Consider the following 23,377-nt stretch of genomic DNA (forward strand, 5'->3'; position numbering starts at 1 on the left):
ATGGAAGCAATCAAAGAAAATTGGAAAACTATCAAAGAAGCTGTCAGAAGAGAATACAGTCTTTCTGACATTTCTTATCATACATGGGTAGAACCTTTAGAATTTCACAATGTGGTAAATGATGTAGTAAGTATCATCATTCCCTCGGACCAGGCACATGCCCTGAATTATATTTCTTCCAAATATAAGAGTTTTTTTCAGGTAACCATCACCGAGATGTTTGATCATCCTTATGATATCAGCTTTATTTTGGAAAAGGATGTAAAAGGGGAAGAGCCTGCAGAGAATGAAATGGCTGCTCCAAACCAGATCTACGGTGTTAATTATGAAGATGCCCATCTGAATCCTAAGTACAAATTTGACACTTTTGTCGTAGGAAGCAACAATAAATTCGCTCATTCCGCATCTCTTGCTGTAGCAGAGTCTCCGGGAGAGGTCTACAATCCTCTCTATTTATATGGAGGTCCCGGTCTGGGCAAGACCCATTTGATGCATTCTATCGGACACTTTATATTAGAACAGGATCCGGACAAAAAGGTACTCTACGTCACCAGTGAGGAATTTACGAATGAAGTAATCGAATCTATTCGTAGTGGTAATGCAGCTTCCATGACCAAGCTGCGTGAGAAGTATCGCAATGTTGATGTACTCATGGTTGATGATGTACAGTTTATTATAGGTAAGGAAAGTACCCAGGAGGAATTCTTCCATACTTTCAATGCCCTGCACGCTGCCCACAAACAGATCATTCTGTCTTCCGATAAGCCTCCTAAGGAAATGGAGACTTTGGATGAAAGATTCCGTTCCCGTTTCGAATGGGGCCTGATCGCAGATATTCAGCCACCTGATTATGAGACCAGAATGGCTATTTTACGGAAAAATGCTGAGACGTATGACCGTCAGATTGATGAAGAGATCATCAAATACATTGCCACAAATATCAAATCCAACATTCGTGAGCTGGAAGGTGCTTTTAATAAGATCATTGCTTTTGCCAAATTAAATAAAGTAGATCTGACGCTCTCCCTGGCAGAAGAAGCACTGAAGGATGTTATCTATCCCAACAAGCCCAAGGAGATCACTCCATCTCTTATTATTAATGTAGTAGCAGAGCATTTTGGTGTGAAAGCGGAAGATATTACTTCCAAAAAGAGAAATTCCGAGTTTGTACAGCCCCGTCAGGTCGTTATGTATCTGTGCAGAGAGTTGACGGATACTTCCTTCACTAATATAGGTAAGCTTTTGGGTAAAAAGGACCACACGACCATCATCCACGGTGTGAATAAAGTGGCAGCGGAGATTCAGACCAACGAGGAACTTCGTAATAAGATAGATATTATCACGAAAAAGATAAATCCCTCCTGATGTGTATATCTCGGGAACAAGGTGTTTATTGTTGTTGATAACTTATTTTAAGGATTCATGAAGGATAGGATGCGGTGTGAATAAGCTAAGAGTTATTCTTAGGTTATTCTGCCAAATCCACGAAGATTTCCATTCCATTTTTCCTTGAAAAATAGTATAATAAGACTGGTTATGCACATATCAACATCCCTTATTAAGTATACTACGAAATTCTTTTATTATTTTTATATAACGCGTATCCACGCGTACACAAATCAACCAGAAAGGAAGTTATGCACACATGAAATTAGTCTGTTCAAAAGCAAATCTTTTAAACGGCGTACAGATCGTATCCAAAGCTGTTCCAAGTAAGACTACAATGTCTATTCTGGAATGTATTTTAGTAGATACTACTAACGGAGAAATTAAACTTACTGCCAACGATATGGAACTCGGCATTGAGACGACCATCGAGGGACAGATCATAGAAAAAGGTATCATTGCCCTGGATGCCAAGATATTCCTTGAAATTGTGCGTAAACTTCCCGACAGCGATATTACCATTGAAACAGATGCTTCTTTTAAGACCGTTATTACCTGCGAAAAGGCAAAATTCACTATTATTGGTAAATCCGGCGAAGATTTTTCCTATCTTCCCGCAGTGGAGAGAGATGATAGCATTGTGATCAGTCAGTTTACTTTAAAAGAACTGGTAAGACAGACAATTTTCTCTATCTCTGACAATGATAATAACAAATTAATGACCGGTGAACTGTTTGATATTAACGGAGATGAATTCAAGATCGTGTCTCTGGATGGACATCGTATCTCTATCCGTAAGATTCAGATGAAGAATAGTTATGCTCCCAAAAAGGTAGTGGTACCCGGTAAGACCCTGAATGAAGTAAGTAAGATTTTACCCGGAGATGCAGACAGCGATGTTACAATCTCTTTCACTGAAAAGCACATTGTATTTGAATTCGATAAGACCGTTGTGGTATCCCGTCTGATCGAAGGAGAATATTTCAAGATAGACCAGATGCTTTCCAGCGATTATGAGACGAAAGTAAAGGTCAATAAAAAGGAGTTCTTAAGTTGTATCGATCGTGCTACTCTTCTGGTAAAAGAAGGTGACAAGAAGCCTATTATTGTAAATATCACAGACAACGGAATGGAACTTAAAATCAATTCCGCTCTGGGAAGCATGAATGAAGAAATTGATATTCAGAAACAGGGTAAGGATCTTATGATCGGATTCAATCCCAAGTTTTTGATCGATGCTCTGCGTGTTATCGATGATGAGGAGGTAGATTTGTACATGGTAAATCCCAAGGCTCCTTGTTTCATCAAAAATATGGAGGAAAGCTATATTTACCTGATTCTTCCCGTGAACTTTACGACAGTAGCTTAGAAATGAGGTTATAGATATGCATACGATCCGTTTAAAGGATGATTATATAAAGCTTGGTCAGGCATTAAAGGCAGCCGGTGTAGTAGAATCCGGCGTAGATGCAAAATTTGCCGTACAGGACGGTCTGGTAAAAGTAAACGGACAGACTGAGACCCAGAGAGGCAAAAAGCTGGTATCCGGAGATAAAGTGGAATATGATGGCGAGACCATCGTAATAGAGTAAGCAGGTTACTATGATCATCAAATCAATAGAATTGGCAGATTACAGGAATTATGATTCGCTCGTCCTGCAGTTCGACCGTGGAACCAATATTCTGTACGGAGACAATGCGCAGGGCAAGACGAATATCCTGGAAGCAATCTATGTTGCTGCCACCACAAAATCGCATAAAGGAAGCAAGGACAGAGAAATTGTTAATTTTGACAAGGAAGAGGCACATATTAGAACGTATCTCGAAAAAGATGGAAAAGAGATCCGCGTGGACATGCATCTGAGAAAGTCAAAGTCCAAAGGAATTGCTATTGATGGTCAGAAGATCAAGAAGGCTGCAGATCTCCTGGGGCTTTGTAATGTCGTATTTTTCTCACCGGAAGACCTTGGAATTATTAAAAACGGTCCTGCAGAACGAAGAAGATTTGTAGATATGGAATTATGTCAGCTGGACAATTTCTATCTCTATAATCTCAATCATTACAACAAAATCGTCAATCAGCGCAATAAGCTTCTGAAGGATATGTATATGAATCCGGATCTGAAGGAAACTCTGACTATCTGGGATATGCAGCTGGTATCCTACGGAAGTAAGATCATAGAGCGCAGAAAGCTGTTCGTAGAACAGCTCAATGAGATCATTTATGAGATTCATAAAAAGCTGTCCGGTGGCAGGGAAGAGATCCGTATCCAGTATGAGCCGGATGTGGAGCTGGATGAATTTGAAAGAAAATTAAAAAACAGCCAGGATCGTGATATGAGGGCCAAAATGACATCCGTGGGACCCCACAGAGATGACTTTTCCTTCCTGGTAGGTGATGTGGATATACGAAAGTTCGGATCCCAGGGTCAGCAGCGTACTGCTGCTCTCTCTTTAAAATTATCCGAAATTGAATTAGTAAAAAGGATCACGAAAGATACACCGGTCCTGTTACTTGACGATGTATTGTCTGAACTGGACAGTAACCGGCAAAACTATCTGTTGAACAGTATCGGAGATATTCAGACGATCATTACCTGTACCGGTCTGGAAGAATTTGTAAATAACCGGTTTGAAATTAACAGAGTATTCAAGGTATCCGCCGGAACAGTTACCTGTGTAAATGAAAATATGGGTCTGAAATCGGATATAGAAGAATCTCCGTCAGATGAATATAATTTTGGCAGCCTGTAGGGCAGAATGTGAGGAATCATGAGCGAAGAAAATAGGAATAATACCGCGGTAGAACATGAATACGGCGCGGATCAGATTCAGATATTGGAAGGTCTGGAAGCTGTAAGAAAGCGTCCGGGAATGTATATTGGTACCACATCCAGCAGAGGACTGCATCATCTGGTGTATGAGATCGTTGATAATGCGGTAGATGAAGCACTGGCAGGATTCTGCGATACCATTGATGTAACAATCAACGAAGATAATTCTATCACTGTTATCGATAACGGAAGAGGAATTCCTGTAGGTATCAATCACAAGGCAGGTATTCCCGCAGTAGAAGTCGTATTTACGATTCTGCATGCCGGCGGTAAATTCGGCGGTGGGGGATACAAGGTATCCGGTGGTCTGCACGGTGTAGGTGCGTCTGTTGTAAATGCCCTCTCCAACTGGCTGGAAGTAGAAATCTGCCAGGGTGGCAAGGTATATAAGCAGCGTTACGAGAGAGGACATGTGTGTTATGCACTGAAAGAAATCGGCACCTGCCCTATGGAAAAGACAGGTACCAAGGTTACTTTCCTGCCGGATGATACGATTTTTACCGAAACAACGGTCTATGATTTTGATGTACTGAAGAGAAGACTCAGAGAGATGGCATTTCTGACCAAGGGACTGCGCATCATTTTAAGAGATAACCGTACGGAAGAGGAAGCTTCTCTGGAGTCAATGTCTGCGGAATATGAAAATGAGCAGATCAGCGAACTGTTACAGAGAGCACAGGAAGATGCCAAAGATACATCTGCATCTTCAGATGATTCTGTTTCCGATGCTGCGGCAAAAGAATCCGTTAAGGATGACTCTGAGGCGTTTGCAGATGCTTTTGCTACTTCTGAGGAATCTACCAAAGCCCGCACCGGCGGCAAAATCGGGAAGATACATACCATTACTCTGGAAAATGGTAAGAAACAGAAAGTTGTTGAGTTCTACTACGAAGGTGGTATCAAGGAATTTGTTGCTTATCTGAATAAGAGTAAGGAGCCTTTATACGAAAATATTCTGTATTTTGAAGGCGAGAAGAACAATGTGTACGTGGAAGTATCTTTCCAGCACAATGATTCTTATAACGAGAGTGTATTCAGCTTTGTAAATAATATCAATACTCCTGAAGGAGGTACTCATTTACAGGGCTTTAGAAATGCTATTACGAAGACTTTTAATGATTATGCCAGAAGCGCAAAGCTGTTAAAAGACAGTGAACCAAATCTGTCCGGTGAAGATATTCGTGAAGGTCTGACTGCTATTGTCAGTGTTAAGATTGAGGATCCCCAGTTCGAAGGACAGACCAAGCAAAAACTTGGTAACAGTGAGGCAAGAGGTGCAGTTGACAATATTGTCAGTGAGCAACTGACTTATTTCTTAGAGCAGAATCCTCAGATTGCAAAAACAATCTGTGAAAAATCTATTTTGGCACAGCGTGCCAGAGAGGCTGCCAGAAAGGCAAGAGATCTTACCAGAAGAAAGACCGCATTGGATACTATGGCTCTGCCCGGTAAGCTGGCAGACTGTTCTGACAAGGATCCGAAGAACTGTGAAATCTACATCGTAGAGGGAGACTCCGCAGGAGGAAGTGCGAAGACAGCACGTTCCCGTGCAACCCAGGCTATTCTTCCCTTACGTGGTAAGATCCTGAATGTAGAAAAGGCAAGACTGGACAAAATCTATGCAAACGCCGAAATCAAAGCAATGATCACAGCGTTCGGTACCGGTATTCATGAAGATTTCGATATTACCAAGCTTCGTTATAACAAAATCATTCTGATGACCGATGCCGATGTAGACGGTGCACATATCAGTACTCTTCTGCTGACCTTCATCTATCGGTTTATGCCGGAGCTGATCAAGCAGGGACATGTGTTCCTGGCGAAACCGCCTCTGTATAAGCTGGAGAAGAACAAAAAGGTATGGTATGCCTATAGTGACGAAGAACTTGACAGTATCCTGACGGAAGTAGGACGTGATCAAAATAACAAGATCCAGCGTTATAAAGGATTGGGTGAGATGGATGCGGAGCAGCTTTGGGAGACCACCATGGATCCCGAGAGACGTATTCTGCTCAGAGTGAATTACGATGAAGAGACGGAATCCGAACTGGATCTGACCTTTACTACTCTTATGGGCGATAAGGTAGAACCCAGAAGAGAATTCATCGAAGAGAATGCTCAGTTTGTTAAAAATCTTGACATCTAGCAACTATTTTTCAAATCAGAATCTGAATAGTTACGGTATTTAATAATAGAGAGTCGTATTTTACGACAGATTGTGAGGAAACATGAACGACGATATTTTTGATAAGCCTTCGGAGGCTGAGATTGATAAAATCCATGAAGTCGATCTGAAAGAGAAAATGGAAACTTTCTATATCGACTATGCCATGAGTGTTATCGCATCCCGTGCGCTTCCGGATGTGAGGGATGGTCTGAAGCCGGTACAGAGACGTGTACTCTATTCTATGATCGAACTGAACAATGGTCCCGACAAACCGCATCGTAAAAGTGCCCGTATTGTCGGTGATACCATGGGTAAATATCATCCTCATGGTGACAGCTCCATCTACGGTGCATTGGTTAATATGGCACAGGACTGGTCTACCCGTTATCCTCTCGTAGACGGTCACGGTAACTTCGGTTCCATGGATGGTGACGGTGCCGCAGCAATGCGTTATACCGAGGCAAGACTTTCCAAGATTTCCATGGAATTATTGGCAGATATCAGTAAGAATACCGTAGATTTCGTACCGAACTTTGATGATACCGAAAAAGAGCCTGTAGTATTGCCCAGTCGTTATCCGAATCTGCTGGTCAACGGTACTACAGGTATTGCCGTAGGTATGGCTACTAATATTCCGCCTCACAATCTCCGTGAAGTGGTACAGGCTGTCGTAAAAATTATTGATAATCGTGTGGAAGAAGACAGAGATACAACGATCGATGAGATTCTTCCCATTGTAAAAGCTCCCGATTTTCCTACCGGAGGACTTATCCTGGGTACTAGAGGCTGTGAAGAAGCCTATCGTACCGGTCGTGGTAAGATCAGAGTCCGTGCAGTGACCAATATTGAGACACTTCCAAACGGCAAGAGTCAGATCATTGCTACTGAGCTGCCTTATATGGTAAATAAAGCCAATCTGATCATTAAGATTGCTGAGCTGGTAAAATTAAAGAAAATCGATGGTATCACGGATATCCGTGATGAATCCAACCGTGAAGGTGTCCGCGTGGTCATTGAGCTTCGTAAGGATGCCAATGCCAATGTTATTCTGAATCAGCTGTACAAGCATACACAGCTGCAGGATACTTTTGGTGTGATCATGCTGGCGCTGATCAACAATCAGCCTAAGGTCATGAATCTGCTGGATATGCTGACTTATTACCTGAAACATCAGGAAGATGTCGTTACCAGAAGAACCAAATATGATCTGAACAAAGCAGAGGAAAGAGATCATATTTTACAGGGATTGTTAAAAGCTTTGGATTTCATTGATGAAGTCATTACTATCATCCGTGGCAGTCAGAATGCACAGATTGCAAAAGAAAGACTGATGGAAAGATTTGAGCTGTCCGATGTCCAGGCACAGGCAATCGTAGAAATGCGTCTGCGTGCTCTGACAGGTCTGGAAAGAGAGAAGCTGGAGAACGAGCATAAGGATCTGGTCGTAAAAATTGCGGAGTTGAAGGCTATTTTGGCGGATGAAAAACTGTTATTGGGTGTCATCAAGACAGAGATGACTGCGATTGCTGAAAAATATGGTGATGACAGACGCAGTAAGATTGGCTATGATGAACTGGATATCTCTATGGAGGATCTGATTCCGAAGGAGAATACTATCATTGCCATGACCAGTCTTGGTTATATCAAGCGTATGACCGTAGATAATTTTAAAGCACAGAACCGCGGTGGTCGTGGAATCAAAGGAATGCAGACGATTGATGAGGATTATATCGAAGATCTTCTGATGACGACTACACATCATTATCTGAATTTCTTCACCAATATGGGAAGAGTTTATAGGTTGAAGGCATATGAAATCCCAGAAGCCGGTCGTACAGCAAGAGGTACTGCTATTGTGAATCTTCTGCAGCTGGCACCCGGTGAGAAGATCACTGCTATGATTCCGATTCATGAATACAGTGATGATAAGAATCTGTTCATGGTAACTAAGACCGGTATTGTGAAGAAGACCCCTCTGATGGAGTTCTCCAATGTCAGAAAGAATGGACTGACTGCGATTAACTTACGAGAAGAGGATGAGCTGATCGAGGTGAAAATCACTGACAGCAGCAGTGAAATCTTCCTGGTAACCAAACAGGGTATGTGCATCCGCTTCCAGGAGACGGATGTCCGGGCTACGGGCAGAGCTTCCATGGGTGTTATTGGTATGAACTTATCTCCCGGGGATGAGATCATCGGTATGCAGTTACAGACTCAGGGCAGTGACCTGTTGATCGTATCTGAAAATGGAATGGGTAAGCGTACCAATATGGATGAATTTACCGTACAGAAACGTGGCGGTAAAGGCGTAAAATGCTACAAGATCGTTGAAAAAACCGGTGATGTGGTAGGTGCCAAGGCTGTAAATGACGATAACGAAATTATGATGATAACCACAGAAGGAATTATCATACAGCTTCGTGTTCAGGATATCTCCACTTTGAGCAGAATCACATCAGGTGTAAAGCTGATCAATCTGGATGAGGGTGTTAAGGTTGCGCAGATTGCCAAGGTACGTGAGAAGCTTTCCAACGGAGACCATGAATTCGACAATCTTGAGGAAGCCATGGAAGAAGTAGCACAGGAAGCCGTTTCTGAGGATGAGGAGGAAATAGAAGAAAATCTGATTTTCCCCACTGAGGAAAATGAAGACGATGAGTAATTAATTATCAAAATAAAAGAGGCGTGAAAAATGGAATCTTATAGTATTTTCAGAGATCTGGCAATTATTATTATATTTGCCAAAGTATTTGGTATTATTGCAAGAAAATGTAAAGCACCACAGGTGGTAGGTGAGATCATTGCCGGTCTGTTGATCGGACCCAGTGTACTGGGACTGGTACAGCAATCGGATTTTCTGATCCAGATGGCAGAAATCGGTGTTATCCTGCTGATGTTCTCTGCCGGACTGGAGACGAATCTGAAGGACCTGATGAAGACCGGTTTTGTGGCATTTCTGATCGCATGTATGGGTGTATTTGTTCCTTTGGTAGGCGGAACATTATTATACATGGGATTTTACGGAGTGGCACCCTGGGGCTCTGAGAAATTCTATGAAGCTGTATTTATCGGTGTCATTATGACGGCTACTAGTGTAAGTATTACCGTGCAGTCTCTGAAAGAACTGGGAAAACTAAAAGGTAAAGTCGGTACAACAATCATGAGTGCCGCTATTATTGATGATGTCATTGGTATTATTGTACTTACTTTTGTCATCGGATTTAAAAATCCGGATTCCAATCCCGGAAGTGTAGTAATTTCTACTCTTCTGTTCTTCCTGTTCGCAATTGGTGTCGGATTTGTATTGTTCAAAGTATTCCAGTATCTGGATAACAAATATCCGCATACAAGGCGTATTCCTATTTTAGGTCTGGCACTCTGCTTTATTTTTGCTTATGTAGCGGAAGTATTCTTCGGTATTGCGGATATTACCGGTGCTTATGTGGCAGGTATTATTCTGTGCTCTATTCGGGATTCGGAATATATAGCCGAGAAGATGGATATTAACTCTTATATGATCTTCGGACCGATTTTCTTCGCAAGTATCGGACTTAAGACCAGCTTTGATCATCTGAACGGGGAGTTTGTGTTATTTTCTATCGGATTCGTCGTTGTAGCATTACTGTGTAAGATCATCGGCTGTGGTCTGATGGCAAGAATCTGCAAATTCAAGGGACCGGATGCTCTGAAGATCGGTGTCGGTATGATGACCAGAGGTGAGGTTGCCCTGATCGTGGCACAGAAGGGATTGTCTGTTGGAATGATCGGATCCGAGTATTTTACCGCAGTCATTCTGCTGATCATCGTATCCAGTATTTCCACTCCTATCATGCTTAAGATTCTGTATACGAAGCATGCCGAGATTGATTAAAAAATATGGATCACATGGATCAGAAGCGTTTTGAAGAAGCTAAGAGAAAAATAATAGGCGTGGACCGTCAGAGACTGGGAATCGGAACTCTCTCAGAGAAGACGGTTCATGCTATTTTTAAGGATTATTATGAGCCGGATGAGGATCATCAGGAGATTCCCATAGAGAATTATGTGGCGGATATTTATAAGGATGGGGAGATCATCGAGATCCAGACGAGACAGTTCAACCGTATGCGGGGAAAGTTACAGGCGTTTTTACCTTTGTATCCGGTGACAATTGTCTATCCCATTCCTTATGAAAAATGGCTGATCTGGATCGATGAAGACAGCGGTGAACTAAGTAAAAAGCGAAAATCCCCAAAAAAGGGATCCACTTATCAGGCATTTAAGGAACTATATAAGATCAAAATGTTCCTGAAGGATCCGAATATCCGGTTTAAATTTGTATTGGTGAATATGGAAGAATACCGGCTGTTAAACGGTTGGAGTCGTGACAAGAAAAAAGGATCCACGAGATATGACAGGATTCCTACGGATCTGATCGAAGAGGTGGAAATCAGACAGCCGGAGGATTATCTGCAATTTGTACCTTATGAACTGGAAGAACCATTTCACAGTAAGGATTTTGCGAAAGCAGCCCATATTCCTCTCTCACTGGCACAGACGGTATTGAATATATTATTTGAAATGGGGACAATAGAAAGGGTAGGAAAACAGGGAAACAGTTATTTATATCGTGTCATGGATATATAGATATAGAGCTGAAAAAAGAGGATTAGGCCGTATGGCTTAATCCTCTTCGTCTTCCTGATGGGATTTCGGCAGGGAGAAGATAAATTCACTTCCAACGCCGGGAGTACTGATCACATTGATATGCTCATTGTGAGCATTGATAATCTCTTTTACAATGGAAAGACCCAGCCCGGTTCCCTTTTTATCTTTGCCTCGGGATAGGTCGGATTTGTAAAATCTGTCCCAGATCAGCTTCAGATCTTCTTTCGGAATACCGATTCCTGTGTCTTTTACGGAGACAAACAATTTATTTTTCTTCTCCGACGTCTCAATGTGGATCACAGAATCATGGTGACTGAACTTAATGGCGTTGTCCATGAGATTATAGAGTACCTGCTGGATCTTACCCATATCTGCATGGACATACATTTCATTGCCGGTCAGGATCATCTCGATAGCAATGGATTTGTTATGACAGGTGCCCTCAAAGGTACTTGCAGTATTACGGATCACTTGATTGATATCAAAATCTGTTTTATCTAAGAGCATTCCTTTGGTGTTAAGATTATTCAAGGTTAAAAGGCTGTTGGTCAGCTTCGTCAGTCTTTCTGTTTCATTCAATACGATAGTAATGTATTTTTCGTGCATTTCCGGTGGAATCGTGCCGTCCAGCATGGCCTCCAAATATCCCCTTATAGAGGTCAGAGGGGAACGGAAATCGTGGGATACATTGGCTACAAACTTTTTCTGATCATCCTCGGAACGGGCAATTTCGCTTGCCATATAATTCAGACAGGAAGCCAGATAACCGATTTCATCCTCACTATCCACCTGAAATTCATAATGCATATTACCGGCGGCATACTGCTCTGTGGCATGGGTGATCTTCCGCAGAGGAATATATACGATCTCGGTGAAAAAGATCAGAATGATCAGGGATAACAGGAACAGGATTGCCAGGGTGATATAGGAAATATTCAGCAGGCTGTTACAGGATTTCTGAATATCATTCATATCAGTATGGATGACTACATAACCTTTTACCTTGTAGTTGGAGGTAATGGGAGCAAATACAGTAAGTACATCCGAATCAAAATTACCGAAGAAATCACCAACAGTGTAGTAGGAGCCGCTGGTTACGGTCGAATCAAAATTCTCGATGACTACCACATTCTCCACATCTAAGGGACTATTGGTATCCAGTACCAGTCGTCCGGAAGGATTGATGATGCGGATCTCGGAATTCAGGTAGACCGCCAGGGAGTCCAGCTGCATTTTAACGGTCTCCAAAGTTGTTTCACTGGTGTACAATCCGCCGGCATAGGTTCCGGCGATCAGGGTTGCTTCGGAATAGAGGTTTTCCGCCTTTTCCCGGATCAGGTGTTCTTTGGTCATATTGGGAACAAAAGTTGTAACAATAATGAAACCAAATACACCAAAAATAAAATATGCGAGTATAAATTTTAGATAAAGTGTTTTTTTCATAACAAATCCTGCTTTTGGTATAACTTAATTACGCACTTCGAATTTATAGCCGATGCCCCAGATGGTGCTGATCTTCCAGTTGGCATGATCCTTGATCTTCTCACGGAGACGCTTGATATGCACATCAACGGTACGGGTATCACCGATATATTCATAGCCCCAGATCTGATCCAGAAGCTGTTCTCTGGTGAATACATGATTCGGTGAGGATGCTAAAAAGTAGAGAAGCTCCAGTTCTTTCGGCGGCATTTCCACAGTGTGTCCCATATAAATGACGGAATAATTGGTCAGATTAATGGTCAGATCCGCATATTCCACACACTTGTCGTTGGAATTTTCTGTGGGGGTATTAGAGGGCTTATAACGTCTGAGGACTGCTTTGGCGCGGGCCACCAGTTCCTTGGAATCAAAAGGTTTTTCCATATAATCATCCGCACCCAGCTCCAGTCCCAATACTTTGTCGAAGACTTCACCTTTTGCGGAAAGCATGATGATGGGAACAGAGTATTGTGCCCGGACCTCTCTGCACACCTGATAACCATCAATGCCGGGAAGCATCAGATCCAACAGAATCAGATTCGGAGCAAAGGTCTCCATAGCCGGCATCACGGATTCTCCGTCATTGACGATCATGGTATCAAAACATTCCTTCGTCAGATATAGGGAGATCAGTTCCGCAATATTATTATCATCATCTACAATGAGAATTTTCTGTTTACTTACCATGTAGTATAGGCCTCCTGTCAGTTATTATTTAAAAGTAACAATGGTTACACCGGCATCGCCTTCACCGTATTCACCCAACCGGTATTCTTTGACATATTTCAGACGTTTTAAGTGAGACTGTACGGCACTGCGCAGGGCACCGGTGCCTTTTCCGTGCACGACTCTCACACTGGGGAGATGAGCCAGATAAGCGTCATCCAAGTATTTATCCAGTTTTGCAATGGCTTCATCTACCGTACATCCCAGAAGGTTGATCTCGGAGGACACGGAGAAGGACTTGGACATTTTCAACTTGCCGGTGTTGGTACGCTGCAGGGCAGGTGCTGTAATAGTCTCTTCTTTTACCGGTACGAGATCATTAACATTCGTCTGCATTCTCATAATTCCGCATTGTACGAAGAGGTTGCCCCTGGCATCCGGCAGAGTGTTTACGATTCCCTTGAGATTCATAGAAATGATCTTCACGGAATCTCCTTTTTTCAGTTTCTTTGGATCCACTGTCTTCTGATCAGCAGGTTTCTTTTGTGTATTACCAAGAGCCAGCTTTCCGTTCTTCTCATTGATCTTGTCACGGACCTTCTGTCTCTTTTTCTCCAGTTCCTTGATGTCGGCGGAAGCGCCTGCTTTATTGAAATCACGGATGGTTTCGTCGGCTACATCCTTTGCTTCCTGGAGAATGGCTCTTGCCTTCTCATTAGCATCGCGGAGAATTTTGTCTTTAGCCTGGTCGATTTTTTCGTTTTTCTTCTGTAACTGTTCCTGTAAGGTACGGATCCGTTCTTTGTACTCCGCAATCTCCTGCTGTTCTTTTTCAATGGTCACACGGCTCTGTTCCAGATCGGCGATGACATCTTCAAAGCTTTCGTCCTCTTTGCTGATCTGCTCTTTTGCAGCATGGATGATCTCATCGGACAGTCCGAGTTTGGAAGAAATGGCGAAAGCATTACTTTTACCGGGAATACCGATGAGCAGACGGTAGGTGGGGCGAAGGGTCTCCACATCAAATTCACAGCAGGCATTTTCTACAAAATTCGTGGAAAGTGCGTAGATTTTCAGCTCACTATAATGCGTGGTAGCCATGGTGCGGATGCCGCGGTCATGCAGATAATTTAAGATAGCAATTGCCAGAGCGGCACCCTCCGTAGGATCTGTTCCGGCACCGAGTTCATCAAATAAACACAGGGAATCCGCATCTGCGTGCTGCAAAATGTGGACAACTCTGGTCATATGAGAAGAGAATGTGGACAAACTCTGCTCAATACTCTGTTCATCTCCGATATCTGCGTATACTTCCGAAAAAATAGACAGTTCGGAACGATCCAGTGCCGGAATATGCAGTCCCGCCTGCCCCATCAGGGTAAACAGTCCCACCGTCTTCAGAGACACGGTCTTACCACCGGTATTGGGACCGGTGATCACCAACAGGTCAAAATCTTTACCCAGACGGACATCAATGGGAACCGCCTTTTTCTTATCTAATAGTGGATGACGGCCCTTACGGATCTGGATGTAATGCTCAGTGTTGAAAATAGGCTCTGTGGCATTCTGTTCCATGGCAAGTTTTGCCTTGGCAAAGATAAAGTCCAGCGTAGTCATGATCTTCTGATCCGCGGCAAGCTCTGAGGTATGAACAGCAGCCTGGCTGCTCAGATCACCCAGAATAACTTCAATCTCCTCCTGCTCCTGCAGATCCAGTTCTTTTAATTGGTTGTTCAGATTCACGACAGCAGCCGGCTCGATGAAAAAGGTGGAACCGGTGGAGGACTGGTCATGCACCATACCGCTCACCTGGCTCTTATATTCGGCTTTTACGGGGATACAGTAGCGATTATCACGCATGGTAATGACTGCATCCTGCAAAAAGGTACGGTAAGCGCCGTTTACCATGGAAGTCAGCTGGCTATGGATTTTTTCATTGGTGGACAGCTTGGAGCGGCGGATACTTTTTAATTTAGGACTGGCATCATCTGCCATCTCCTCTTCCGATAAAATACAGCGGTTGATCTCATTGGCAAGCTGTGTCATAGGGGTAAGTCCCTCAAAGTAGGCATCCAGGCTGTCATTTGGGAGGTCTTCCCGTTCTTTTTTTCCATAGGTTTTGATCCGGCTGACATTATCCAAAAATGATGCCAGCTTCAACAATTCGGACATGGACAAAGAACTGCCGATTTCCAGAGAACGGATGGAAAAACCTAAGTCTCTGTTACTTCCAAATGAGGTGCTGCCGATACGGAAGAGACGGGCTAAAGCGTCTTTTGTCTCCCGCTGTGCGGTTCTGATAGCAGATAGGTCGGTGGAAGGCACCAGATCGCGGCAAAGCTTTTTACCTGGCTCAGAGTCGGCCTTCTCCGTGAGGAGATCGATGATCTTATTATATTCTAAAGTGGTGAGTACTTTTGTGTTCATGTGGGGCTCCTTAATATTGAAATTCGCAATCCGGACTATCGTCCTTCTTGCTCATGCAGTACAAGCTCGAAAATGCTATGCATTTCCTCGCTGTCGGGCTTTCGCCCTATCAAAATCGGATCTGTCAATTACGCCTGCAAGCAGTCGAATTGACATCTCTCGATTTTGGTACTACTCAATGCTGGTTTACATAATAACACGATTTCTTCGTGCTGAGCACTCTCGAAATCGTTATATCCATTCGCAATCCGGACTATCGTCCTTCTTGCTCATGTCTGTTTGCTCCCCTCATAGAAATCCTGCTTTGCCTGCGAGCAGTCACGCAGGATTTTATGGGTGAGCTTATTATACCATATTTATTGCCTTTTTTGGTACAGTTTTGTATAATTGAGATATTAGAGTCCTAAGAAAAAGCCGGTGTATCTGTAGGCAGCAGAGGAGGCATATTTATGGCGGATTCGCAAGAAAATAAGCAGAAGGAACAAAATGACGTTTCTGAGAAAAATTTTATGATAGAAAAGATCAAGGAACGTCCGGTAAATAAGAAAAAGCTGTTGCGCAGGACTTTGATCACGGTTTCCATGGCGGTGATCTTCGGTCTGGTGGCCTGTTTCACTTTCTTGGTTTTGGAACCGGTGATCAGTAATTGGTTGTACCCGGAAGAGGAACCACAGGTGGTGGTATTCCCCGAAGATCAGGATGAGATGTCTCCGGAGCAGATGCTGGCAGAGAATATGCAGCAGGAGAATCAGAACAGTCAGTCCTCTTCTGTTCCTGGTGAGATTATGGAACAGGAGCAGATCCGGGAACTGTTATCCGGAATCATATTGGATCTGGATAATTACAAACAGATTTACAGTGCTCTTGCCCAGTATGTGGCAGAAATGAACCGTTCCATGGTTACTGTGACAGGAGTGTCATCCGATGTGGACTGGTTCAATAATGTAAATGAGAGCAAGAACCAGTCATCCGGTGTGATCATAGCGCAAAATGGCAAGCAATTACTGATTTTAACCGATTATTCTCCGGTAAAACAAGCAGATGACATTATTGTCACATTTAATGAGGGCACCCAGGCAGATGCATCTTTGAAGGAAAAAGATGAGACTACAGGTCTGGCGGTGATTGCCGTAGAGTTGGATACTCTGAATAAAGATTTTCTGAAGAATGATATTACGATCGCTACTTTTGGATCTTCCAATATCAAAGATATTGCCGGACTTCCGGTGGTGGCTTTGGGGCGTCCCATGGGTACTAACGGCTCACTGGGATATGGCATCATTACTTCTTCCGCCAGTGAGTCGGCGGCATCGGATACCACTTATCGGATTCTGCAGACGAATATTGTAGGTAGTCAGAATGCAGGCGGTGTATTATTCAATCTTCAGGGACAGGTCATTGGTATCATTACCAATGGCAAATCTGCCACAGATATGAAAAATATGGTATGTGCTTACGGTATTACGGAATTGAAGCGTCATATCGAGAAAATGTCAAATGGAGAAAAATTCGCCTATCTGGGTCTCAAGGGTGTGGATGTTACGGAGGAAGCCAACAGCGAACTTGGGGTTCCTTACGGAGCTTATATTAAAGAGGTAGAAATGGACTCTCCTGCCATGCTGGCGGGCATTCAGCAGGGAGATGTCATCACAGGATTCGGTGAGCGCGTGATCGTCAGCTTTGACGAGTATACGAACTCTCTGCTCAGTATGAAACCGGGAGACAATGTAGAACTGACGATTATGCGTCAGTCACAGCAGGAATATAAAGAGATGAAATTCGACATCACATTAACGGTGTTGAAATAGATTGACAGAAAGGTTTGGACAACAATATGAAATTCATTAAAGAGTTAAAAGAAGGCGACAGAGTGTTTGATATTTATCTGTGCAAACATAAACAGGAGGCTGTTACCAAGAACGGCAAACCCTATGAAAGCGTGATTTTACAGGATAAGACCGGAACGATCGACGCCAAGGTATGGGAGCCGAACAATCCGGGCATCGGTGATTATGATGATCTGGATTACATAGAGGTATACGGTGATGTGACGAATTTCCAGGGGCAGCTGCAGATCAGCGTGAAGCGTATCCGTGTCTGCCATGAAGGAGAATATAATCCATCCGATTATCTGCCGGTGAGCTCCAAAGGCATCGACACTATGTACAATGAATTAAAGACTCTGATCGGAAGCATTAAGAACACCTATTTGCACCAGCTATTGCAGGATCTGTTTATTGACGATGCAGATTTCGCAAAGAAATTCTGCAACTCTTCTGCAGCCAAGACGGTACATCACGGTTTTGTAGGCGGACTGTTGGAGCACACTCTAAGCGTTACCAAGCTGTGTGACTACTACTGCTCTGCTTATCCTATTTTACAGAGAGATCTGCTACTGACAGCGGCTATGTGTCATGATATCGGAAAAGTAAAAGAGATTTCTGCATTTCCGGTGAATGATTATACCGATGACGGTCAGTTATTGGGACATATCGTGATGGGCGCACAGATGGTTGGGGAACGAGCCGCTAAGATCGACGGATTCCCTCACAATCTGCTGGCAGAATTACAGCATTGTATTCTGGCGCATCACGGTAAACTGGAATACGGCTCCCCAAAGGTGCCGGCGCTGATCGAGGCAGTGGCTCTGAATTATGCGGATGATACGGATGCCAAGATGGAGACCTTTAAGGAAATTCTGGAAAATAATAGTGAAAACAGTGGCTGGCTGGGTTACAACAGATTGTTTGAATCCAATCTGCGCGCTACCAAAATGGAATAAATAACAGAATAAATACTACAAATTCTATGAACAGACAGGAAAGAGAGGAAACATATGGAAATCAGTGCATGTGTAAAATATGTGGGTGTAAACGATCATCAGGTAGATCTGTTTGAGGGACAGTATAAGGTTCCGAACGGAATGTCTTACAATTCCTATGTGATCCTGGATGACAAAATCGCCGTTATGGACACAGTGGATGGCTTTTTCACCGAAGAATGGCTGAACAATGTGGAACAGGTTCTTGGTGGGAAAATGCCCGATTATCTTGTTATACAGCATATGGAACCGGATCATTCCGCCAGTATTCCGGCTTTTCTGAAAAAATATCCCAAAACCACAGTAGTATCCACAGCTAAGGGATTTCAGTTCATGGAACAGTTTTTCCCGGAGTTTTTCGCCGAACAGGGACTACCCGCGGAACAACGCATTGTTGCGGCGAATGATGGCGTCCTGGAGCTTGGACAGCACAGCCTGCATTTTGTCTATGCACCCATGGTGCATTGGCCGGAGGTTATGATGACTTATGAAGCAACCGAGAAAATACTGTTTGCTGCAGATGGTTTCGGTAAATTCGGTGCTTTGGACGTAGAGGAAGAATGGGCGGACGAGGCACGGCGTTACTATATCGGCATCGTCGGAAAATACGGTCCGCAGGTACAGGCTGTTCTGAAAAAAGCGGCAGGACTGGACATTCAGACCATTTGCTCTCTTCACGGTCCGGTACTTAAGGAGAATCTGGGATTCTATCTGGAAAAATATGATAAGTGGTCTTCTTATCAGCCGGAAGAATCCGGAGTGGTGATTGCCTATGCTTCTGTCTACGGCAATACCAGAAATGCTGCAGAATACCTCGCGGATGTTTTGCAGGAAAAAGGACAGAAAACAGTACTGTATGATCTGGCAAGATGCGATAAGGCAAAAGCTGTTGCCGATGCTTTCCGTTATGACAGACTGGTGCTGGCGGGTATTACTTATAATGGAGACCTTTTCCCCTGCATGCGCAGTTTTATCGAAGGTCTGACCGAGCGTAATTACCAGAATCGTAAGGTGGCAATCATTGAGAACGGCACCTGGGCACCCATGGCAGGCAAACTGATCCTTGGAATGTTTGAAAAAAGCAAGAATCTGACATTTACAGAGACTACAGTTAGCATCAAGTCTGCCATGAATGCGCAGAACAAGGGCGAGATCGGAAAGCTGGCTGAGGAACTTTGCTGAGAAAATTTTACACACGCAAATATGAGCCTGCGTAAGCTATTTTAGAATATGGCACTAAAGTACAAAAAAGTTTGCAGGTTACGGAAAGGCATAAGGATATTTATGGAATTTAAAAAGAACGATCGTGTAACGGTAACCATAGAGGATATGGGAAGTGACGGAGAAGGAATCGGTAAAGTAGACGGTTTTGCCCTCTTTATCAAAGATGCCGTTATCGGCGATCAGGTGGAAGCCAAGATCATAAAAAGTAAAAAACATTACGCTTATGCCAGATTAGAGAAGGTGTTACAGCCTTCTCCTTTTCGTGTGGAACCGGAATGTGCATATCACAGACAGTGCGGCGGCTGTCAGCTGCAGGCACTCTCCTACTCTGAGCAGCTGCATTTCAAGGAACAGAAGATCCGCAATCATCTGATCCGGATCGGTGGGTTCGATGCGGAATACATTGATGAACGCATGCAGTCTATTGTAGGCATGGAGGAACCCTTCCACTATCGTAATAAAGCGCAGTACCCCATAGGAACTGATAGAGACGGTAATGTCATCACCGGTTTCTATGCCGGACGCACCCATACCATTATTGCCAATACGAACTGCGCCCTCGGTGCTTCTGAGAATCAGCAGATCCTAGAAACCATACTCTCCTATATGCATAAAAATAAAGTAACCGCCTATGACGAAGTTACCGGCAAGGGTCTGGTACGTCATGTATTGATCCGGAAAGGCTTCACCAGTGGACAGTTGATGGTATGTCTGGTCATTAATAAGAAAATGACGAAAATGTCATACCCTACTGCCGGAGTACAGAAGAATACGAATGAGTTTTTACCAAATCAGGGAGAATTACTGGCTACACTGGCAGAAATCCAAGGTATGACAAGTGTGTCAGTCAGTATCAATACCGAGAAAACCAATGTGATCATGGGTACCGAAATCCATAACCTCTGGGGTGAGAGTACCATTGAGGATACGATCCACGTAAGAGACATGCAAAAAGAAAATTATCCTTATACAGGGGATGCATTAACCTTCAAGATCTCTCCTCTCTCCTTCTATCAGGTAAATCCCGTACAGACTGAGAAGCTTTACAGCCTGGCACTGGAATATGCGGGGCTGACCGGAAAAGAGACCGTTTGGGATCTCTACTGTGGTATCGGAACCATCTCTCTCTTCCTGGCGGGCAAAGCCAAAAAGGTATGCGGTGTGGAAATCATCCCCCAGGCCATCGACGATGCCAGAGAGAATGCAAAGAGAAATCATATTGAAAATGCTGAATTTTTCGTTGGCAAAGCAGAGGAAGTCCTGCCGGAATTCTACGAAAAGGCAACTGCAGAGGCATCTTCCGATGAAATGCTCCATCCGGATGTCATTGTCGTGGATCCACCCCGAAAAGGCTGTGATGATGCCTGCTTAAACACTATGCTCCGCATGCAGCCCGAACGCATCGTATATGTCAGCTGTGACTCCGCCACCCTTGCCAGAGACCTGAAGATCCTCTGCGATGGTGGATATGAGATCCGGAAGGTCCGAGGCGTGGACCAGTTTGGAATGACGGTGCATGTGGAGACGGTTGTTCTTTTGTCCCAACAAAAGCCGGATGATTACATTAATGTCACGATTGAACTTGATGATATGGATATAACATCTGCAGAGACTAAGGCATCTCACAGGTAAAGAGAAAATGCGGAATTGAGATTGGAAAGAATTATAATTTACCTAAAAATGAAGATAGCAGGCAACCGCAGTGTCCAGAAGATAAAGAGAGTGCAATTGTGGAGGCATTGAAGCATTTTAAGATGAATAGTTAATAAAGAGAGGTGCAGATGCTATGCCAGGTATACTCGTGGTTGAAGATGATGAAAATTTAAATCGTGGAATTACATTTTCACTGAAAAAATCCGGATATGAGGTTTTTTCAGCAGAATCAGTGAAAAAAGCGAAAAGAATTGCAAGTGATAATAATGTGGATGTTACCATTTGTGATGTGAATCTTCCGGATGGGAATGGACTGGAATTTGTAAGGTGGATGAGATGCAATTATAATACATACATTATTTGTCTTACAGCACTAGATCAGGAGATGGATCAGGTCATGGGATATGAAGCAGGGGCAGATGATTATATTACAAAGCCGTTTAGTCTTTCGGTACTTCTTTTGAAAATAGAAGCACATTTCCGCCGCAGACAGGAGAAAACGGATGCCGGAAAGATGATTTCGGGAGATATCGTATTTATCGCAGGAGAAATGAAAGTCCTGATAAAGAGTCGTGAAATCAGTCTGACGAAAACGGAGCTGAAAATGCTGACTTTTTTTCTTCAGAATCCGAAACAGATTCTTTCAAAAACACAAATATTGGAAAATGTGTTTGATCTGGAAGGGGATTTTGTGGATGAAAATACAATCGCTGTTAATGTCAGAAGACTCCGTGAGAAAATCGAAGACAATCCGGCTGCACCGGTCTATATAAAGAATATCAGAGGTCTTGGGTATATATGGAATCAGGAGGTAAGGCAGTGACAAAGAGATATCGCAAGAAGATCACAGTAGCGCTCTCCTTGGTATTGCCTGTCATAGTATTGTTTGCAATATTAAATTGCTTTACCACATATGTGTTTTATGAAGATTATAAATATAAAATGAATCTTATGACAGAGATTGCTGCAAAGGAAGAATTTTCCGGGCTGGATGCTGTTTCGGAATTGCTTAAGGATAAGGATATTGAAACCAACGAACAAGGAAGGCAATTATTGGAGCAATATGGATACTGGGGGAATAAAGGGAATGCATTTTATTCGCAATTCCGGCATCAGGTTATGGTGACCGGTGCTGTAAGCACTGTGATATGCGTGCTTCTTTTGACTTTTTTACTTTATTGGAAGAAAAAAGAAGATGCGTGTCATCAGAAAATTTTAGACCAGTTGGAAGAAATTCTGATCAGATTCCGTGAAAATAAATTTCATGCTTTACTGGAAACGGAAAATCCAGCAGAACTGGAAAAATTGAATGACCAGCTTGAAGCAATCGGACATCATATTCAGTTGCTAAAGGAAGAAGCAAGGGAAGAAAAAGAGAGCACGAAAGAAATGGTTTCTGATATCTCTCACCAGTTAAAGACACCGGTTGCAGCTTTGGATACATGTTTTAGTGTGCTGATGCAGAATGACTTAAGTGCTACAGAACAGGAGGAGTTTCGTATCCGTTGTCGGAGTGCTCTGGATGGACTGGAGACATTATTGCAGTCGCTTCTTGAAATATCCAAGATGGAAACTGGACTGATTCAGATTAATAAGAAAAAACTTCCGCTTATGGATACTGTCATATCTGCTGTGAACCGCACTTATCCAAAAGCGGATGAGAAAGAAATTGAATTCGTTTTTGACTATGCAAAAGAGCTGGAAACATGCACGATTATGCAGGATAAAAGGTGGCTTGGTGAAGCTGTGATTAACGTTTTAGATAATGCAATCAAGTACAGTCCGTGTGGTTCAAAAATATTTATCCGATTACAAAAAAGAAACGATCTTGTAAGAATGGAAATTGAGGATCAGGGAATTGGTATTCCGCAGAATGAGTATCACAAAATTTTTCAACGATTTTACAGAGGAAGTTCCAAGGAGGTCATGGAAAAGAGTGGTACAGGAATCGGACTTTTTCTATCGAGAGAAATTATCGAAAAACACGCAGGTACGATTACGGTAACCTCCGGCAAAAAGAAAAAAGGAAGCACGTTTGTGATTCAATTACCATATGTTGGTTAAATTTTA

At 43.1% G+C, this 23,377-nt stretch carries 17 protein-coding genes; 14 read left to right on the top strand and 3 right to left on the bottom strand.

Going from position 1 to position 23,377, the window contains the following annotated elements:
* The 8 genes from dnaA (at position 1) to H9Q77_RS00040 (ending at position 11,013) form a co-directional block, all read left to right on the top strand.
* On the top strand, positions 1-1,365 hold the full coding sequence (dnaA, locus tag H9Q77_RS00005) for a chromosomal replication initiator protein DnaA (protein ID WP_249326280.1): 1,365 nt from the start codon (positions 1-3) through the stop codon (positions 1,363-1,365).
* A gap of 280 nt (positions 1,366-1,645) precedes the next feature.
* Entirely contained in the window at positions 1,646-2,755 is a 1,110-nt protein-coding gene (gene dnaN, locus H9Q77_RS00010) for a DNA polymerase III subunit beta (RefSeq protein WP_249326281.1), read from the top strand.
* Positions 2,756-2,771: 16 nt separating this feature from the next.
* On the top strand, positions 2,772-2,978 hold the full coding sequence (locus tag H9Q77_RS00015; RefSeq protein WP_022154014.1) for an RNA-binding S4 domain-containing protein: 207 nt from the start codon (positions 2,772-2,774) through the stop codon (positions 2,976-2,978).
* Between the two features lie 10 nt (positions 2,979-2,988).
* A complete protein-coding gene (gene recF / locus H9Q77_RS00020; RefSeq protein ID WP_118546960.1) occupies positions 2,989-4,140 on the top strand; it encodes a DNA replication/repair protein RecF in 1,152 nt (383 codons plus the stop codon).
* An 18-nt stretch (positions 4,141-4,158) separates the two neighbouring features.
* Complete coding sequence (gene gyrB / locus H9Q77_RS00025) at positions 4,159-6,366, top strand: DNA topoisomerase (ATP-hydrolyzing) subunit B (RefSeq protein ID WP_118550694.1); 2,208 nt, start codon at positions 4,159-4,161, stop codon at positions 6,364-6,366.
* Positions 6,367-6,448: 82 nt separating this feature from the next.
* Positions 6,449-9,049: a DNA gyrase subunit A gene (gene gyrA, locus H9Q77_RS00030; RefSeq protein WP_249326282.1), complete on the top strand. Its 2,601-nt coding sequence runs from the start codon at positions 6,449-6,451 to the stop codon at positions 9,047-9,049.
* 30 nt (positions 9,050-9,079) lie between these two features.
* The gene (locus H9Q77_RS00035) at positions 9,080-10,258 is read left to right on the top strand and encodes a cation:proton antiporter (protein ID WP_118692674.1); all 1,179 of its coding nucleotides are present in this window, start codon (positions 9,080-9,082) and stop codon (positions 10,256-10,258) included.
* Positions 10,259-10,272: 14 nt separating this feature from the next.
* The gene (locus H9Q77_RS00040) at positions 10,273-11,013 is read left to right on the top strand and encodes a hypothetical protein (RefSeq protein ID WP_118550733.1); all 741 of its coding nucleotides are present in this window, start codon (positions 10,273-10,275) and stop codon (positions 11,011-11,013) included.
* 36 nt (positions 11,014-11,049) lie between these two features.
* Here H9Q77_RS00040 and H9Q77_RS00045 read toward each other — a convergent pair whose 3' ends face one another.
* The 3 genes from H9Q77_RS00045 to H9Q77_RS00055 are packed head-to-tail and all read right to left on the bottom strand — an operon-like array spanning position 11,050 to position 15,609.
* Positions 11,050-12,477 (bottom strand): HAMP domain-containing sensor histidine kinase, encoded by a 1,428-nt coding sequence (locus tag H9Q77_RS00045; RefSeq protein ID WP_249326283.1) that lies wholly within the window; start codon positions 12,475-12,477, stop codon positions 11,050-11,052.
* Between the two features lie 24 nt (positions 12,478-12,501).
* On the bottom strand, positions 12,502-13,203 hold the full coding sequence (locus H9Q77_RS00050) for a response regulator transcription factor (protein ID WP_249326284.1): 702 nt from the start codon (positions 13,201-13,203) through the stop codon (positions 12,502-12,504).
* Between the two features lie 24 nt (positions 13,204-13,227).
* On the bottom strand, positions 13,228-15,609 hold the full coding sequence (locus tag H9Q77_RS00055; protein ID WP_249326285.1) for an endonuclease MutS2: 2,382 nt from the start codon (positions 15,607-15,609) through the stop codon (positions 13,228-13,230).
* 449 nt (positions 15,610-16,058) lie between these two features.
* Here H9Q77_RS00055 and H9Q77_RS00060 point away from each other — a divergent pair, with 449 nt between their 5' ends.
* From H9Q77_RS00060 to H9Q77_RS17000, 6 genes are all read left to right on the top strand, one after another.
* A complete protein-coding gene (locus H9Q77_RS00060) occupies positions 16,059-17,417 on the top strand; it encodes a S1C family serine protease (RefSeq protein ID WP_249326286.1) in 1,359 nt (452 codons plus the stop codon).
* Positions 17,418-17,443: 26 nt separating this feature from the next.
* Positions 17,444-18,391 carry a 3'-5' exoribonuclease YhaM family protein gene (locus H9Q77_RS00065; RefSeq protein ID WP_118546966.1) on the top strand — a complete coding sequence of 316 codons (948 nt, stop codon included), beginning with the start codon at positions 17,444-17,446 and terminating at the stop codon, positions 18,389-18,391.
* A gap of 54 nt (positions 18,392-18,445) precedes the next feature.
* Entirely contained in the window at positions 18,446-19,612 is a 1,167-nt protein-coding gene (locus H9Q77_RS00070) for an FprA family A-type flavoprotein (RefSeq protein WP_249326287.1), read from the top strand.
* Positions 19,613-19,714: 102 nt separating this feature from the next.
* Positions 19,715-21,286: a 23S rRNA (uracil(1939)-C(5))-methyltransferase RlmD gene (gene rlmD / locus H9Q77_RS00075; RefSeq protein WP_330595990.1), complete on the top strand. Its 1,572-nt coding sequence runs from the start codon at positions 19,715-19,717 to the stop codon at positions 21,284-21,286.
* Positions 21,287-21,440: 154 nt separating this feature from the next.
* Positions 21,441-22,130 carry a response regulator transcription factor gene (locus H9Q77_RS00080; protein WP_249326288.1) on the top strand — a complete coding sequence of 230 codons (690 nt, stop codon included), beginning with the start codon at positions 21,441-21,443 and terminating at the stop codon, positions 22,128-22,130.
* Positions 22,106-23,371 carry a sensor histidine kinase gene (locus tag H9Q77_RS17000; RefSeq protein WP_249326289.1) on the top strand — a complete coding sequence of 422 codons (1,266 nt, stop codon included), beginning with the start codon at positions 22,106-22,108 and terminating at the stop codon, positions 23,369-23,371. The genes H9Q77_RS00080 and H9Q77_RS17000 overlap by 25 nt, the downstream gene beginning before the upstream one ends.
* Positions 23,372-23,377: the final 6 nt, after the last annotated feature.

Source organism: Simiaoa sunii, from assembly GCF_014337175.1.
Lineage (GTDB): Bacteria > Bacillota > Clostridia > Lachnospirales > Lachnospiraceae > Acetatifactor > Acetatifactor intestinalis.